Source organism: Nocardia pseudovaccinii NBRC 100343, from assembly GCF_001613225.1.
GTDB lineage: Bacteria > Actinomycetota > Actinomycetes > Mycobacteriales > Mycobacteriaceae > Nocardia > Nocardia pseudovaccinii.
In genome coordinates, this window is the sequence record NZ_BDBY01000308.1 from 33,174 (window position 1) to 48,641 (window position 15,468).

The following is a 15,468-nucleotide window of genomic DNA, read 5'->3' on the forward strand; positions in this document are numbered from 1 at the left end:
GGCGCAGATCGGCGCTTCTTGAACGACCTGAGTCGCTGCCCTCGTTTCGCATTCGGCGCGGCTTTAATTGTACGCGTCACTTCGAGTACCACGGAATGAGATCGACTGCAGCCCAAGATCTTTGCCTTCACGCCCCGCGCACTACCTTCAGGCTTCGACCACTTGTGCGGGAATGGCACGCCGCCTGCCACCACACGGCCACCAACCAGGCCGCACCTGGACTACGAAAATTAAAGACACGCAAGGTAATTCACCTGAAAGCGAAGGCGAAGTCTGCGACCTGATGCGGGTTGCAGACTTCGCCCGTCGCCGACACTTGCGATCCAAAGGGGGAGGGATGCGAAAGCGTCGACACCAGGATGTCACATACATAGACACTTGTACAGATGAACGTATGGACAGTTGCCCAAGAACTGGACACCCGCGAGGCGCCCGCACACCACAACCTGGGTGATATGTCCAGAATTGATCCACCGCGAGCTGGAACCCCCTCCGCGGCGCCCGCATGTCGAAGCCCTGGCCATTGCCACCCCTCAGATAGCAGGCCGACTACAACCGGCCGACGAAGACCGCCGGGAGCAGCCGCCTCGGAATTCTGCGCAAATAGCGATTTACATCAGGATTTACACCTGCAAAGTTCGCTAGCGGACGCACGCCACGCGACCCGATCATCGGCGACCACCCTCGGGGATCCCGGCTGTGCGGCATCCGACAATACAGACAAACCACTACTGGACAACAGTCCAGCCAATACCGATGACCAGCCGAGACATACAAGAGTGGACTGCTCCCCGACAATCGGAGCACCTATCTGGATAGATGTCTGGATAGTGGTCCAGATCATATGGTACGTTCTGCCGCATTGCTCGGCGGACACCCGGAGATTCGATGACGAACACTGATCTGGATATCTTTCCCGAGTCGGCGGTGCCACCGGCTGCAGCAGTGCTGCGCCGGAACTTTTCCGACACGGTCCTATCCAGCCTGGCCACCCTCGGCAGGGCGTTGCGAATGGGTTGTCAGGCCGCCCGGATCGGCGTGACCGATGCGGTGCAAATGCGGTTCAAGACCCGCGAAACCCTCACGCAGGCTTGGTTTCTGATCAAGGTCACCGCCATTCCAAGTGTGCTGATGGCGATTCCGTTCGGCGTCATCGTGTCCACTCAGGTCGGCAATATCGTGTCGCAGCTCGGCGCGGATTCGATGATCGGGGCGGCCGGCGGGCTCGGCGTGATCAAACAGGGCGCGCCCCTGGCGACGGCGATGATGCTCGGCGGCGCCGGATCCGCCGCCATTGCCTCGGATCTCGGCGCGCAGACCATCCGCGAAGAGGTCGATGCCATGCGTGTCATGGGTATCGATCCGGTGCAGCGCCTGGTGGTTCCGCGGATCGCGGCGATGATGCTGGTCGCTCCCCTGCTCAACATCTTGATCGTCGCGGTCGGCATAGTGTCCGGATTCGCCGTCGCGGTCACCGCCCTCGGTGTCACGCCGGGCAGTTACTGGCAGTCGTTCGGCGCGTTCACCAGCACACTCGATGTCTGGGTTTCGCTGATCAAGGCACTGATCTTCGGCTTCTTGGTGGTGGTCATCGCCTGCCAGCGCGGACTCGAGGCGCGCGGCGGGCCCCGCGGGGTCGCTGATGGGGTCAATGCCGCCGTGGTGATGTCCGTCGCCACGGTCACCGTCCTCAATACCGCCATCACCCAGGTGGTCACCATGTTCTTCCCAGTAAGGATGGCGTGATGCCAGCCACACCGTATGCTCCGTTCGGCCTGCGGTGGACCAACCGCATCCGACGCCGAGTCCACCCGATGGGCCCGATCGAGTCGATCGGCTTCGCCCTCGGGTTCGGTTGGCAGGTGCTGTCCTCGATGCCCTACACGCTGGTGCACTACCGGCGCCAGACGGTCGCCGTGATCACCGATATGACTTGGGGTCGCGGTTCGGTCATCATCGGCGGCGGCGTTGTGCCGCTCATGCTGTTGATGGGCGCCGCCATGGGCGCATCCATCGGAATCGAGGCCTACAGTGCGCTCAATCTGCTGTCGCTGGGCCAACTCAGTGGCCTGATCTCGGCCTTCGGCGTCACCCGCGAACTCGCGCCCATTGCCGCCGGGGTCGGATTCGCCGCCCAGGCCGGCTGCCGAATGACCGCCGAGATCGGCTCCATGCGCATCTCCGAGGAGATCGACGCACTCGAATCGCTGGGCGTGCGGTCGGTGCCGTTTGTGGTGACGACCCGCGTGATCGCCGGAATTATCGCGGTCGCACCGGCTTTCGTGGTCGCTCTGATCCTCAGCTACCTGTCGTGCGAGCTGATCGTGACGACCATCCACGGCACCCCCGCCGGCACCTACGACCACTACTTCGATCAGTTCGTCCTCGGCTGGGATGTTGTCGCCGCCACTATCAAGGTGATGGTCTTCGCGCTCGCCGTGGTCCTGATCCATTGCTACCAAGGATTTTTCGCCACCGGCGGCCCCGAAGGCGTTGGCACCGCCTCCGGGCGCGCAGTACGTGCCAGTCTCGTCTCGATCATCACACTCGACATGCTCACGACCATCGTTCTGTGGGGATTCCAGTCCCCCATCACATTCACCGGGTGACGTCATGCCTGCCTATGCCTTGCCCGGAACCGAAGTCGGGCCCCGCCGCGCCCGCACCCTCGGAATCGGCGCCGTTGTCATCGTCTTGCTCATAGTCATTGTGTGGCAGGCGCTTCCGGATAGCCGCCCGGCCGACGACATCCGGGTCGCGTTGCTTGCCACCCATGTCGGTGCGGGTGTCGCGCCCGGCACCGATGTCCGGCTCGACGGGGTGCGGGTCGGGTCGGTCGCCTCGGTCGCCATCGTCGGTCCGGGCCGCCAGCGGATCGGCCTGGATCTACAGGGGTCCCAACTGTTCGGCCTGACAGACGCCCTGACCGTCGATTACGCGCCGGGCAATCTATTCGGAATCACTGCACTGCAACTGAACTCGGTCAACGGCGGCAAACCCCTCACCGACGGCTCGACCATCGATCTCAGCGGCCGCGACCCCGACCGAGTACGCGATGCGACACTCGCAGCGCTGCTGGAATCCACCGGCCAGCTGACCGACGACGTCCTCACCCCGAAGCTGACCGAGCTGCTTCGTAGGACCTCTCACGACATCAACGCCTTCACCCCGCTCCTGCAGGCGATCGGCACCACAGCGCGCTCTTACACCGAAACACGGCAGCTCCCCCCGTCATTCCTTCTCGACCAGTACGGATCGGCTCTCAACGGAGTACCCGCACTGTTGGCCGGCGCGGCGGAGCTGCTGCATTCGGATCTGACGAATCAGCAGCTGCAAACCAAACAAGACATCCAACGGTTCTCGGAAATGTTCGACAAAGTGAAAACTCTCATGCTCCCGGCGGCAACCGACACGCTCTACACCGCCCAAAAGTACTTCCAAGGCTTCCTGCCGATCGCCACTGCGATCCTCGACCAGGTGTCCGGAGCCGTCAGTGCACCAGAGCGTTCCGAGGGCGAGCTGAGTGAACTGCTCGCCCGGCTCGGCACAGCATTCCACGATTCGCCGTCCGGCCCGGTGCTGAATGCGCGCGTAGACCTGGATGTGGTTCCTGGACTGGCCGGTCCGCTGTCGGCGCTGCTCGCGCACCAGCCCGGTGCAGGGGCACGCTGATGTCGATGCGTTGGCTGTGGCTCCGCATCATGGTTTCGGTGGCCGTTATGGCCCTGGCTCTGGTCGGGGTACTCCGGCTGATCGAACGACCGGTCAGTGGCCGGACCGATACCTACACGGCGATCTTCACCGATGCCAACGGACTTCGACTCGGTGACGATGTCCGCCTCTACGGCGTCCAGGTCGGCAAAGTGCGCTCGGTCGATCTCGACGGCGCACTGGCTCGCGTGCGTTTCACGGTGTCAGTGGGCCATCCGCTGTACACCGAAACCAAAGTGGCCGTGCGTTATCAGAATCTGACCGGGTTCCGATATCTGGAGATTCAGCAACCCGAGCAACCAGGTGCGAGCCGCAAACCCGCCACGGTTTTCGATACCGCGCACACGGTTCCGGCCTTCGACATCACCACACTATTCAACGGCCTACAACCCGTCCTCGCGCAATTGTCGCCCGAAGACCTGAATCAGTTCGCGAACAGTATGCTCGCTGTCGTTCAAGGCGATGGCGACGGCATCGGACCGGCGCTGGACGCTATCGATAAGCTCAGCCGCTTGGCATCCGATCGACAGCAGGTGCTCTCGACATTGGTGAACAATTTCGCGCAAGTGTCCGACCATATGGCCGGTAAGTCGGGCAACGCGATGAAACTCATGACCAATCTGACGGATCTTTTCGTCACAATCACCGACAAACTGCCCGGCCTCGTTCAGTTCGCATTAGAGATCCCGCCGATGTTGCGGCCACTACTCGACCTGCTGCAGGCGCTGGGCGTCACCGGCGAGGAAAACAAGGATCTCGACGCCCTGCTGCATCGGGTATTCCCCAGCCCGAGCCAAGCCGCTGACGTGCTCGGCCGACTGCCGGGAATGCTCCAGACCTTGGCCGCGATTATCCCGCCGACCGGCCCCGAAGCGAACATCACCTGCTCACAAGGCATCGCCGCGGCGCCCGAACCCCTGCAGGTGCTCATCGCCGGACAGAGGATCACGCTATGCCATCGATAAAGATGTCGTCGACGCGTGTGCTACGCCGCGTGCGCCTGCTGTCGACCAGCCGGAGCGAACGCGGCACGCAACTGCGCTGGGGTATCGCCGGAATAGTCGTGGTCCTGATTCTGGTCGCCGCCATCGGTGTGATCAACATGGTCGGCACCTCCCCGGAGCGCACTTACTCTGCGGAATTGGCAGAGGCCGGCGCCGTCCGCGCCGGCGATGACGTCCGCATTGCCGGCATACCTGTCGGCAAGGTGAAATCGCTCGAATTACTGCCCGACCGAGTGCGGATGACATTCACGGTGAAGAGCAATGTTTTCATCGGTGATCAGACCACTCTGGCCGTGCGCATGCTGACCATCGTCGGCGGATATTATCTGGCCGTTCAACCGGCCGGACCCGGTCCGCTCGGCACCAAGGTAATCCCCACCCAGCGGGTCATCCTGCCGTATCGTCTGACGCAGGCATTTCAGGATGCCATCGAACCCGTGCAGAAGACCGACGGTGATGTCATCCGCCAGGATCTGGCCGCCCTGTCCAGCTCGATCGACAAGAGCCCGGACTCCATTCGCAGTATCACCCGGGCGGCCGGCGACATCGTCGCCATCATGGACAAACAGAATGTCGATATCTCGAAAACACTGTCACTCAGCAGTGAATACCTGACGGCGCTCAACAAGAACTCCGATGTCCTGGTCAACTTGATGAGAACCTTCGGCACCCTCGAGAACATCGTCGCCAACAACCATGAACAACTCAGCTGGGCTTTGCACGGACTGGCGCAACTACTGCAGGAATTCGCACCGCTCGGTCGAATCTGGGACGACTCGCTACGCGATCAGACTCAGCCGCTCGCCGAGGCTATCCCGAAACTTCAAGAACTCGGTGGCCGTCTGTCCACACTGCTCGATTCGCTGCGCACCTTCGAACAGCGCCTGCAGCCGCTTGTCCAGCCCGGCGACGGGGTAACCGTGGACCAGTCCGGCACCACGATCGCCGGGGTGTGTGTACCGGTTCCCGGAGGAGGTTGTTGATGCTCAGCCGGATTCTCGGATCACGCGGACTGATGTCCGCCACAGTCATTCTCGTACTCATACTGGCGGCCGTAATCGGGTTGAAGCTGAGCAAACCCGAGCCTGCGACCCGCAGTTACTGCGCTGACATGCCCGACAGCATCGGCCTGTACAAAGACAGTGCGGTCACCGTCATGGGAATTCAGGTCGGCAAGGTTACCAGTATCGAACCCGTCGGCGGATCGGCTCGGGTGCGGTTCACGGTGCGCAAGGACCGCAAACTCCCGCCGGACGTGGGCGCGGTGACGGTCAGCAACACTATCGTCGCCGACCGCAACCTCGCCCTCATCGGACCCGAACCGACAGGTGCCGGTTGGAATCCGAGCACCTGCATCACCAAAACCCTGACACCCAAAAGTCTTTCGGAAACCTTCGACGCCCTGGCGAAACTGTCCGATCAGCTCAACGCCGCGAAGGATCCCGCCCAGCGAACCGCACTCGGCGACGGGATCGACGCACTCGACCGCGCCACCTCCGGAACCGGAGACCAGATCAATGCGCTCATCCTGCAATTGAGCAAGGCGCTGAACTCGCCCGACGCCGCCATCGGTCACCTCGGGCAGCTGCTCGACAGCCTCAGCGATCTCGCGCACCGCGCCCAGAACGGTTGGTCCGATCTCGAGACCATCGTTCCGCGGCTCACCCAAACCTTCAACGACATCAACACCCTCGCCTTCCCACCCGTGATCGATCTGGTCGCCGCACTCTCGGGAGAGCTGCCCGAACTCAATGAGGTGATCATGAAATTCGGCACCCCCACACTCCATGCCGTCAACGCGATTCCGAACCTGCCGCAACTGATTTCGAACGGCGTCAGCTCACTGGCCGATGTCATCCGCATGGCGCCCGCCATCGCCACCGGTTTCGCCGGCGCGGTCGATCCTGCCGACGGACAACTCACCATCCGTTACGCGCCACCGAAACTCGCACTGCCACAACAACAGACCGACCAAATCTGTGCCGCGCTGAAAGCCGCTGCAGATCAGCAATGCGGGGTCGGCGACAACGGCGCGGTGACGGTGCCTGCACTGCCCGTACTCCTCGCGGCGGTGAGCGCGAAGTGAGGAATCCGTCCCAGACCACCCGCCGCCTCGGGCTGCACACCCTGGCCGCTTCGACCATTGCGATATCGGCCACCGCCTGCGGTTTCCAACCGGCCGATATTCCCGTTCCCGGGACCGGTGTCGGTGGCTCGACCTATCACCTGCGCATCGAATTCGCCGATGTGCTCAACCTGCCGCAGGGCGCCAAGGTCATCGCGGATGGCGTGCGGGTCGGCCAGTTGACCGGTGTCACCCTCGTCAACCCGGTCCCGGCCACCGCTACCACCCCTGCACGCCAGGGGTATGTGATCGCTGATGTCGCCATCCGCACCTCGGTGCACCTACCGGCCGGTACCACCGCGCAGCTGCGACAGGCGACACCGCTCGGCGACGTGCACATCGCCCTCACCGAGCCGGCAGCACCGGCGTCGGGTGAGATCCCACCGGATGCCACCATCCCGCTCGCCGACACCCGCCAAGCGCTGCCCATCGAGGACATCCTCGCCCAGCTGGCGACCTTCGTCGGAAGCGGAGCTGTAAACGATGTCCAGAACATCGTGCACAAGATGAACGGGATCATGCCGAGAAATCCGGCCGACACCGCACGGATCTCGGAAACACTGGGTCAGGACCTCGACGACCTGGCCGCACATACCGATTCGATTCACGCGGTGGTCAGCGGAATCCAGGCGACGGTCGACGATGGGCTGCTCGGACGAACCTCCACTTGGGATCCGCTGCTGACCCCGGACGGTGTGCAGCACACAACCGATGTGATGAACGCCGAAATCGGGGTCATCTTCGTGCTTACTGCGCTCGGCCCGTTCGCCCCGTCCACCAAATGGCTCGGGCCGGTACTTGATTCGACCGCCGGCGCCGCACGCGCGGTGGTGCCGATGCTGTTCGGCAGCGCACCCCTGGACACCGACTCGCCCTCCAACTTCAAGAAATTGATCGATCTCATCCAGAACAAGGTCATTCCCTTCACCGACCACGGTCCGAAGATCAATATGGTCGGCGTCGGAGTGACGCCGCCGGATCCCGGCATGGGCCCCGATGACCCCACCAAGCGCATCGTCGATACCCTGCGGATGATCGGAGCGGTCCGATGAGGGTTCGAGGCGCGATATCGCTGACGGCGATCGCCGCAGTGCTGGTCTTCGGCATCGTCTACATGACAGCCGGTGTGCTGCATGTCGATCCGCGCAAGTCGTATTTCACCGCAGACCTACAACTGGACAACTCGGCCGGGTTGGGGCCGAATTCGCCGGTGCTACTCGACGGCGTGTCGGTCGGGAAGACTCAATCAGTGCGTAAGCAGGCCACCGGTGTACTCGTCTCCCTGAAAATCGACAAGCGGTACCGCGTTCCAGTCTCCAGCAACGTCCGTATCGAACAGCTGTCGGCCCTCGGCGAACCGTATATCGAATTCGCGTCGACCGGAAACTCGGGGCCGTATCTTCACGATGGGCAACATATCGCGGCCGACCAAGTGCGGCTGCCGATGACCATCACCCAGCTCTCGTCACGGGCGGTGCAACTGCTCGATCAGATTCACCCCGAGGCGATCTCACATTTGGTCGACACCTTCGACACCGCGCTGTCGGGCACGGACCAGGCCATGCAGACACTGCAGCGCTCCTCCGATCTGCTGGCAGCCACCCTTCTCAGCCGCACCGACACCATCCGGCAGCTGTTCGCCGATATGCAGGCCATGGGCGCGAATATGGACTGGCTGGGCCCTTCGCTGAGCACCGCTGGGCCGCAACTCGGTCTATTCGGCACCTCGCTGACCAAAATCGTCGAGCACGGCTCGGTGCTGTCGAAAGCACAGCCGGTATCGAATTATTTCACCGGGGACGGCCTTGTGCCGTTCCTCGGGCAGCTGACCGATCTGCTGAACAAGATCGGGCCGGGGATCGCCCCATTGGCGCCGGTGCTGCAACCGGTAGTGGCCGACGCTGTCGCTCGTACACCCCACATCGACATCAGCGCCCTGATCGGGCAGGCACTGCAGAGTGTCGAACCCGACGGGTCCCTGCATTTCCGGATCCACATCAATTAGCGGGCCGAGCACCATCCGTACGGCCCGGCAGGAGGAAAGAAAATGGACACAGCAGTAGACGAGAAGGACACCTCGAATACGCCGAAATCAGAATCAGAACCAACACCGGCCGCACCGCTCCGCGCCCAGCTCACGCTGGCGATCCGACTGTCGACCGTACTGACCACCGTGGTGATCGTCGCCTTGCTGGCGCTCACCATCGTCTTCGGTTCCCTCTATTTCTCCGCCCGCTCCACCCTCACCGACCGTGACTCCGCGGCCGCAGACGACCGGCATGCCGAGCAGATTGCCTCGGACTACTCGGTGGGCGCCTCGACCATCGACTATCACGATGTGAAGAGCTGGATCGAACGACTCAAAACAGGCACCACACCACAACTGTCGGCGAAGTTCGATGCCACCGCGCCGCAACTCGAACAGATCCTTTTGCCGCTGCAATGGACCTCGAAGGCGACCCCGCTGTCGGCGGCGGTCACCTCCGAATCCGGCGGCATCTACAAGGTCAACGCCTACCTCGATGTGACCTCCACCAGTGCGCAAACCCCCGACGGCGGGCGAACCACGGTCACCTACTCCCTCACCATCGACCGCAACTCCGGGTGGAAGATCACCGACGTCGGTGGCCTGCAAAACGCCCTGCCAACGAAGTAGGTGGCTGTCGGCCGAACAAAACAAAATCAAACTAGCGGTCGTCATCCGTTGAGCAATACCCCCCAGCCAAGAAGATGTCCCGGCCGATCGGATCATCGGCCGCCCCGAGCTTTTCGGCCAGCATCGTCGCCCGGAACCGGCTGCCGTCGGCGTACAGCCGCCCGACAAGCACTGCGATCCGCGCGTCTCCGGTCGTCGCACCGCTCGGGCGATCAAGTCGATCCTGCGACACGGGCGATTCGGCCGCCGTGTCCTCGAGTGCGCAACGCGCCGCCGCAGCGGCCAACTCAACCGACGACATCCTTGGATAGCCCGGTCCGTCGGCGCTCTTGGAGACCTGTCCGACACCGACGATCACCGGTGTGCGTGGATCGATCAACACCTACCGCCTCACCCGGCGCCACAGCGCCCGTCCGACCTCTATCAACACTCGAAATCCTTGCCGGAATCAGGATTTGTGTGGGACGGCGGTGACCAGGCACCGTCCACGACGAATGTCGAGGTGCATGAACCGCGCAGCGGCGCCGAGTTTGTCGGCGAGCGCCTTGCCTTCGTCATCGAGGATGTCGCCGAGACAACCGATGCTCCTTCGGCTGCCAGCAACCTGGCGTGTGAGCGTCACGGACGAGTGCTGGTCAGCAGCGCCACCCAGCGGTCATGGCATGTCCTGGACAATCTGGCATCGCCCTTTGGAGACAGCTGGTGATACCCATCGGTGCAGGAAGCGGCGAAGCTGCGCGGGATCACGGCGCGGTGGCATCGGATCGGCGAGAAACGACAGCAGTATGCGGAGCAGATACTCGATCAGCTCGGTCAATGCCTCGCCGGAGTATCCATGGGCAGCCCAGTCAACATCCGAGCGCTCGAACGCCCGGCGAGATGCCTCGAAGGCCGTCTCGCCCATCGCGACCCGAGAAAAGGTCGCCGGACGACCGGCCGACAGCAGGAGGCCGAGGTAGCGGTCGTGCGGCACGCGCTCGACGGTGTATGCGATAGCTTCCACCGACATTTGCGCGGGATCGGCAATGCCGGACACATGGGTAAGCAACCGATCCAGATATCCGTCCGCGGCGGCGTAACCGACAGCGGCGAACAACTCGTCCGTACTACGAAAATGGCGATATACGGTTTGGCGGGTGACACCGAGCTCCGACGCCACATCGGATAGGTTGGCCTTTTCCAGACCGTGCCTATCGATGCAACGCATGGCGGCATCGATGATGCGGTGGCGAGCCTCGTTGTCGTCACGGGGCGCCGATCCGTTCCACGCCGGTCTTCTCATACAGCAAGTGTGCGGCACCGCGATGCGACGCCAGCCCTTGGCCGCGATGACGCTCGACGGAGCGCAGTCACTGCGCGACCGAAGCGAACCGCACGTCGGTCACTTTCCGCAAGTTGCGCAGGAACCACCGGAACGTGAGATTCATCAGCGGAGCAGCCAGTCTGATCGACGCGGACGTCACAGCGTCTCCGCTCATAGCCAACGTCCACGTCAGTCGGCACCCGGCTGTGGTGGGCACTATGCCGTAGTCCTCCGCGAAGGCGGCAATGCCCCGAATGCTGCACTCGTTGAAGCGAAACGCCATGTGCCGGTACGGCTCCCAGGCAAGAAACTCCTCGTTGCCGATGATGCCGGCGCGCATGGTGACGGTACGGGTCGTACCGACATCACGCGGCTCGGGGCTGGTCCAGCGCACATCGGTGATCACCTTCGCCCACTTCGGCCACGCTTCGGCATCCCCGAGGACCTGAAAGAGCTGTTCGGGGGTGATGTTCAGCTCGACACTATTGGAGAAGCGATGAGGCGCCACCTCGACGAAGTCAGCGTCGACGCGAACACACGGGTAGATACCGGACATGAAAGTCCCTTTCATCTTTCTGATTGACCACAGCTGGTCCGGGCCGACCGGCTCTGGCTCACACGGCCCGGAGAACTCGCCGCACAAATGTCAGGAGGTGAGCCACCGTCCGAGCTTTGTGCCGTAGCCGAACCGAATCATGGATTCCAGATTGCGAATCGTCTTCTCCGAGTACGGGTACCACACGCTGGATGCCGAACTTTGCCATCGGTCGATGAGCACCGGCTGGGCGTGGGTATAGCCGCGCAGGCCATCGGTGCCGTTCACTCGTCCAAGGCCGCTTTCCTTACGCCCACCGAACGGCGCCTCGGGCACGCCGTAGATGACCGCGCCGTCGTTGTGACACACCGAGCCGGTGTTCATTTGGCGCGCAATGCGGCGCGCTTTGACCGGGTCCTTGGTGAACACCGATCCACTGAGGCCGTAGCGACTGTCATTGGCCTTTTCTATTGCCTGCGCCTCGTCGCGGACACGGGTAATCGCCACGACAGGCCCGAAGGTCTCCTCTGTCATCAGCTGCATCTCGTGCGTGGCGTCGACGACGACCGTCGGCTGGAAGTACAAGCCCTTTCCGGCGTCCACGGCACCACCGATCACTACCTGCCCACCCTTGTTCTTCGCGTCGTCGATGTGCCTGGAAACCACATCGAGCTGGCGATCCCAGAACAACGGCCCCAGATCGGCATCCCTTGAGCCGTAGGTGACAGCGGCGGCCTTTTCCGTTACCAGCCGGATGAATTCGTCGGCGACGCTGTCGACGACGTAGATACGTTCGGTGCTCATACACACCTGACCGGTGTTGAACATGGACAGATACACAGCGCCCGCTGCCGCGCGCTCGAGGTCGGCATCGGCGCAGACGATCATCGCGTCCTTACCGCCCAACTCCAACGTACAGGGCAGTAGCCGCTGCGAACACGCGGCCGAGATCTTGTGTCCGGTGCCGACACTGCCGGTGAAACACACCTTGTCGATATCGGAATCGACGAGCGCGGCACCGGTCCGGCCGTCGCCGTGCACAACCTGGACCACGTCCTCGGGTACACCTGCCTCGTGCAGCACGCGCACGACCCATTCGCTCGACCGCGGTGTCACTTCCGAAGGCTTGAGAACGACGGTATTGCCGGCCAGCAGTGCCTGCACCACCGGGTTGAGTGCCAGCACGAACGGCGCGTTCCACGGCGTGATCACTCCCACCACACCGAGCGGCAGCTCCTCGATGTACAGCTTCTTCAGCATCCGCAGCGAGCCGTGCAGCCGCTGCCGCCGCGGGCGCAGCACATTGCGGGCGTGAACGCTCCAGTAGTTGAGGAAATCACAGGCGGGAACGATCTCCAGCATCAGCGCTTCGGCGCGCGGCTTGCCGGTTTCGGCACGCACTGTCGCGACGATCTCCTCGCGCCGATCGACCACGATCTGAACAGCCCTGCGCACGATCTTCGCGCGCTCGGCCACCCCTCGTGCAGCCCAGTTGCGCTGCGCCGCACGGGCTTTCTCCACCGCGTGGTCAACTTCGGCGGAAGTGGCTATTTCCAGCTCGTCGATGGGGCTACCGTCCAGCGGGCTTGCCAGAGCGAGTCGGCGGTGGCCGTCAGTGGTGTCATCAGCGGGGTGGACGATGGCCATTGGTACTCCTCGGTGCAGTAGCGACGGGCGCCACCGCGACGACGCACACTTCTCGCGTTGTCACCGCGGGTTTGCCGATACGGATCATTGGTAGCGGACGTCCCAGTGCTTGATGCCGTTGATGAAGCTCGATCGCAACCGCTCCGGCTCGGACACCTGCTGAATATCCGGCGTCACGTCGGCGATCGCATTGAAAACCAGATTCATTTGCAGCCGAGCGAGATTGGCCCCGACACAGAAGTGAGCTCCGGTGCCACCGAATCCCAGGTGCGGGTTGGGATCGCGCAGAATATCGAAGCGGAACGGATCCTCGAACGCCTCTTCGTCGAAGTTCGCCGAGCTGTAGAACATCGCCACCCGCTGCCCCTTGCGAATCAGCTGTCCGCCGAGTTCGGTATCGGCGGTGGCAGTGCGCTGGAATGCGGTTACGGGCGTCGCCCAGCGCACGATTTCGTCCGCCGCGGTCCGCGGCCGCTGCTCCTTGAAAATTTCCCACTGCTCGGGATAGTCGACGAACGCTTTCATCCCGTGCGTGGTGGCGTTCCGGGTGGTCTCGTTACCGGCCACCGACAGCAGGATGACAAAGAACCCGAACTCCTCCGACGTCAGCGACTCGCCGTCGATATCGGCGTTGACCAGCTGGGAGACGATGTCGTCGGTCGGTTCCGCGCGGCGGGACTCCGCCATCTGCCACGCGTAGCCGAGAACCTCGGCGGTCGCGACGGTCGGGTCCCCGTATTCCGGATCATCGAAGTTGAGCATCTGGTTCGACCAGTCGAACAATTTTCGCCGGTCGCTCTGCGGCACACCCAGCAGCTCGGCGATGGCCTGCAGCGGAAGCTCGCAGGCGACCTGCTCGACGAAGTCTCCGCCGCCGGTTTGTTTGGCGGCCCGCACGATGGCGCCGGCGCGCTCGGCCAGCGCCGCGCGCAATCCCTCGACCGCCCGAGGCGTGAAGCCCTTGGAGATGATGCGCCGGACCCGGCTGTGTTTGGGCGGGTCCATATTGATCAGCATCGTCTTGGTCATCTCGAACGCCTCGGGCTCGACATTACCGGGGAAGCGGATAATCGCGCCCTTGGCATTCGACGAGAACAAGTCCGGTTTCCGGGAAACCTCGCGAATGTCCTCGTGCCTACTGACCACCCAGAAACCACCATCACGGTACGGAGAACTCGCCTCGTCACTCTGGGCGTTCCACCACACCGGCGCCGTCCGGCGCAACGTCGCGAACTCCTCGACAGGGGTGCGGTCGGCCCACAGGCCGGGATCGGTGAAGTCCAGACCGGGGGGGAATAGTTCTTGCTGTACCACGATGTACTCCTGCTTCAAGCAATACCGACACGGCCGTCTCGTCGAGCAGATCATTCGGCCCGCCCTGGGCTGCGCGAGCAACGACACTTCAGGCCGCCGTGAGTGAAACAGGTTCCCGTTTCACCGGCGTACTACCTGACAACCGCGATGCAATCATACACACGAACACTATGTGTATAACAGGACGAGATGTGGTCGCCGCGATATTCGGACACTTCCTCGGTCCACAGCGACCGCATGGCCTCGATGCACTGCCGCAGCGCGGTGCACCGACGCTGCGGCGGCACACATGATCAACCAATTCATCAGTGTTCCAACCGAATCCGGCCCCCAAGGTGACCCTGACCCGGACAAATGATCGGGGAGGCGATCGTTTTGGCCAGCGCGATCAGGTCATGCTGACCGGCAGCGCCGCGCGGCAGACAGCTCGATGCGCTCGGCCATCGCGGTAGCCAGCGCCACCCACGAATCGAGTGTTCGCAGGTACCGATCGTCCGACAGAGTTGCGCCTCCGGTTTGCAGATGCGCCGCCGAACGCTTGACCGGGATATGCGTGCGCTCGGGGTAGCTACCGCGGGCCAGATCGGAATTACACTTGTACAGACACCTGTAAAGATATAGTTTCGAGCCGCGCTCCCAGCTGGCGACTGTCAGAGCGTGGACCGGTTCGATGGTTCCGGTCGCATCGGAAACGTGAACGGAGGCAAGAAATGACGCGCATCGAGGTCGACCTAGACCTATGCCAGGGCCACGCAATGTGCCAGGTCGAGGCCCCCGAGATTTTCGAGGTACCCAAGCACGGAAAAGTCCAGCTGCGACGCGAGACCGTAGACAATGACGATTTGGCCGACATCAAGAATGCGGTCCGATACTGCCCGGCCCAGGCGCTGGCGATCATTGGCGATCAAAGGGGCCTCCGCAGCGTGCAATGAAGCCACGCACCGGATCCCGTGAGCACAAGCGCCTCGGCAGGCTGCGGTCGCGAGGATCCAGCTCTCGCCGCGTGCGCCGGGAACATGTTGCCACGGGCCACAGAATCAGGGTAATGTCCAGACAGTTGTCCAGATCATTGTCCGGGCATAGCTACCCCATGTCGAATACTGACGCCACCCGCATCGTGACCCAGCTCCGGCCATGCCGCCGGCTGGCGTACCGCGACGACGCGTACCGTCG

At 63.0% G+C, this 15,468-nt stretch carries 15 protein-coding genes and 2 pseudogenes; 10 read left to right on the forward strand and 7 right to left on the reverse strand.

Annotated features, from left to right (window positions below; genetic code table 11):
• Window positions 1-888: 888 nt before the first annotated feature.
• Genes NP3_RS36110 through NP3_RS36150 form a run of 9 tightly spaced genes read left to right on the forward strand, consistent with a single transcriptional unit; the run spans window position 889 to window position 9,496 of the window.
• Window positions 889-1,746 (forward strand): MlaE family ABC transporter permease, encoded by an 858-nt coding sequence (locus tag NP3_RS36110; protein WP_063046213.1) that lies wholly within the window; start codon window positions 889-891, stop codon window positions 1,744-1,746.
• Entirely contained in the window at window positions 1,746-2,609 is an 864-nt protein-coding gene (locus tag NP3_RS36115; RefSeq protein ID WP_063046214.1) for an ABC transporter permease, read from the forward strand. Before NP3_RS36110 ends, NP3_RS36115 begins: the two co-directional genes overlap by 1 nt.
• 4 nt (window positions 2,610-2,613) lie before the next feature.
• Window positions 2,614-3,672 (forward strand): MlaD family protein, encoded by a 1,059-nt coding sequence (locus NP3_RS36120; protein ID WP_063046215.1) that lies wholly within the window; start codon window positions 2,614-2,616, stop codon window positions 3,670-3,672.
• A gap of 5 nt (window positions 3,673-3,677) precedes the next feature.
• Complete coding sequence (locus NP3_RS36125; RefSeq protein ID WP_245721251.1) at window positions 3,678-4,676, forward strand: MlaD family protein; 999 nt, start codon at window positions 3,678-3,680, stop codon at window positions 4,674-4,676.
• Window positions 4,664-5,698, forward strand: coding sequence for an MlaD family protein (locus NP3_RS36130; protein WP_245721252.1), 1,035 nt, complete (start codon window positions 4,664-4,666; stop codon window positions 5,696-5,698). Before NP3_RS36125 ends, NP3_RS36130 begins: the two co-directional genes overlap by 13 nt.
• Window positions 5,698-6,801: an MlaD family protein gene (locus tag NP3_RS36135; protein WP_063046217.1), complete on the forward strand. Its 1,104-nt coding sequence runs from the start codon at window positions 5,698-5,700 to the stop codon at window positions 6,799-6,801. The genes NP3_RS36130 and NP3_RS36135 overlap by 1 nt, the downstream gene beginning before the upstream one ends.
• Window positions 6,798-7,892, forward strand: a complete 1,095-nt coding sequence (locus NP3_RS36140; protein ID WP_245721253.1) for an MlaD family protein — start codon at window positions 6,798-6,800, stop codon at window positions 7,890-7,892. The genes NP3_RS36135 and NP3_RS36140 overlap by 4 nt, the downstream gene beginning before the upstream one ends.
• Window positions 7,889-8,845, forward strand: a complete 957-nt coding sequence (locus NP3_RS36145; protein ID WP_063046218.1) for an MlaD family protein — start codon at window positions 7,889-7,891, stop codon at window positions 8,843-8,845. The genes NP3_RS36140 and NP3_RS36145 overlap by 4 nt, the downstream gene beginning before the upstream one ends.
• 42 nt (window positions 8,846-8,887) lie before the next feature.
• Window positions 8,888-9,496 (forward strand): hypothetical protein, encoded by a 609-nt coding sequence (locus NP3_RS36150; RefSeq protein ID WP_063046219.1) that lies wholly within the window; start codon window positions 8,888-8,890, stop codon window positions 9,494-9,496.
• 31 nt (window positions 9,497-9,527) lie between these two features.
• Here NP3_RS36150 and NP3_RS36155 read toward each other — a convergent pair whose 3' ends face one another.
• From NP3_RS36155 to NP3_RS50875, 7 genes and pseudogenes are all read right to left on the reverse strand, one after another.
• Window positions 9,528-9,878, reverse strand: coding sequence for a hypothetical protein (locus NP3_RS36155; RefSeq protein ID WP_063046220.1), 351 nt, complete (start codon window positions 9,876-9,878; stop codon window positions 9,528-9,530).
• Window positions 9,879-9,989: 111 nt separating this feature from the next.
• Window positions 9,990-10,111 (reverse strand): annotated as a pseudogene (locus NP3_RS48465) (3-alpha-hydroxysteroid dehydrogenase); the annotation flags it as partial.
• A gap of 40 nt (window positions 10,112-10,151) precedes the next feature.
• Window positions 10,152-10,778, reverse strand: coding sequence for a TetR/AcrR family transcriptional regulator (locus tag NP3_RS36160; protein WP_063046221.1), 627 nt, complete (start codon window positions 10,776-10,778; stop codon window positions 10,152-10,154).
• Between the two features lie 67 nt (window positions 10,779-10,845).
• Window positions 10,846-11,346: an SRPBCC family protein gene (locus tag NP3_RS36165; protein ID WP_063046235.1), complete on the reverse strand. Its 501-nt coding sequence runs from the start codon at window positions 11,344-11,346 to the stop codon at window positions 10,846-10,848.
• Window positions 11,347-11,445: 99 nt separating this feature from the next.
• A complete protein-coding gene (locus tag NP3_RS36170) occupies window positions 11,446-12,981 on the reverse strand; it encodes an aldehyde dehydrogenase family protein (protein WP_063046222.1) in 1,536 nt (511 codons plus the stop codon).
• A gap of 84 nt (window positions 12,982-13,065) precedes the next feature.
• Window positions 13,066-14,295: a cytochrome P450 gene (locus tag NP3_RS36175; protein WP_063046236.1), complete on the reverse strand. Its 1,230-nt coding sequence runs from the start codon at window positions 14,293-14,295 to the stop codon at window positions 13,066-13,068.
• A gap of 185 nt (window positions 14,296-14,480) precedes the next feature.
• A pseudogene (locus NP3_RS50875) lies at window positions 14,481-14,859 on the reverse strand (LLM class flavin-dependent oxidoreductase); the annotation flags it as partial.
• A 146-nt stretch (window positions 14,860-15,005) separates the two neighbouring features.
• Between NP3_RS50875 and NP3_RS36180 the strand changes: the two are divergent.
• On the forward strand, window positions 15,006-15,227 hold the full coding sequence (locus NP3_RS36180; protein ID WP_063046223.1) for a ferredoxin: 222 nt from the start codon (window positions 15,006-15,008) through the stop codon (window positions 15,225-15,227).
• The last annotated feature ends 241 nt before the right edge of the window (window positions 15,228-15,468 follow it).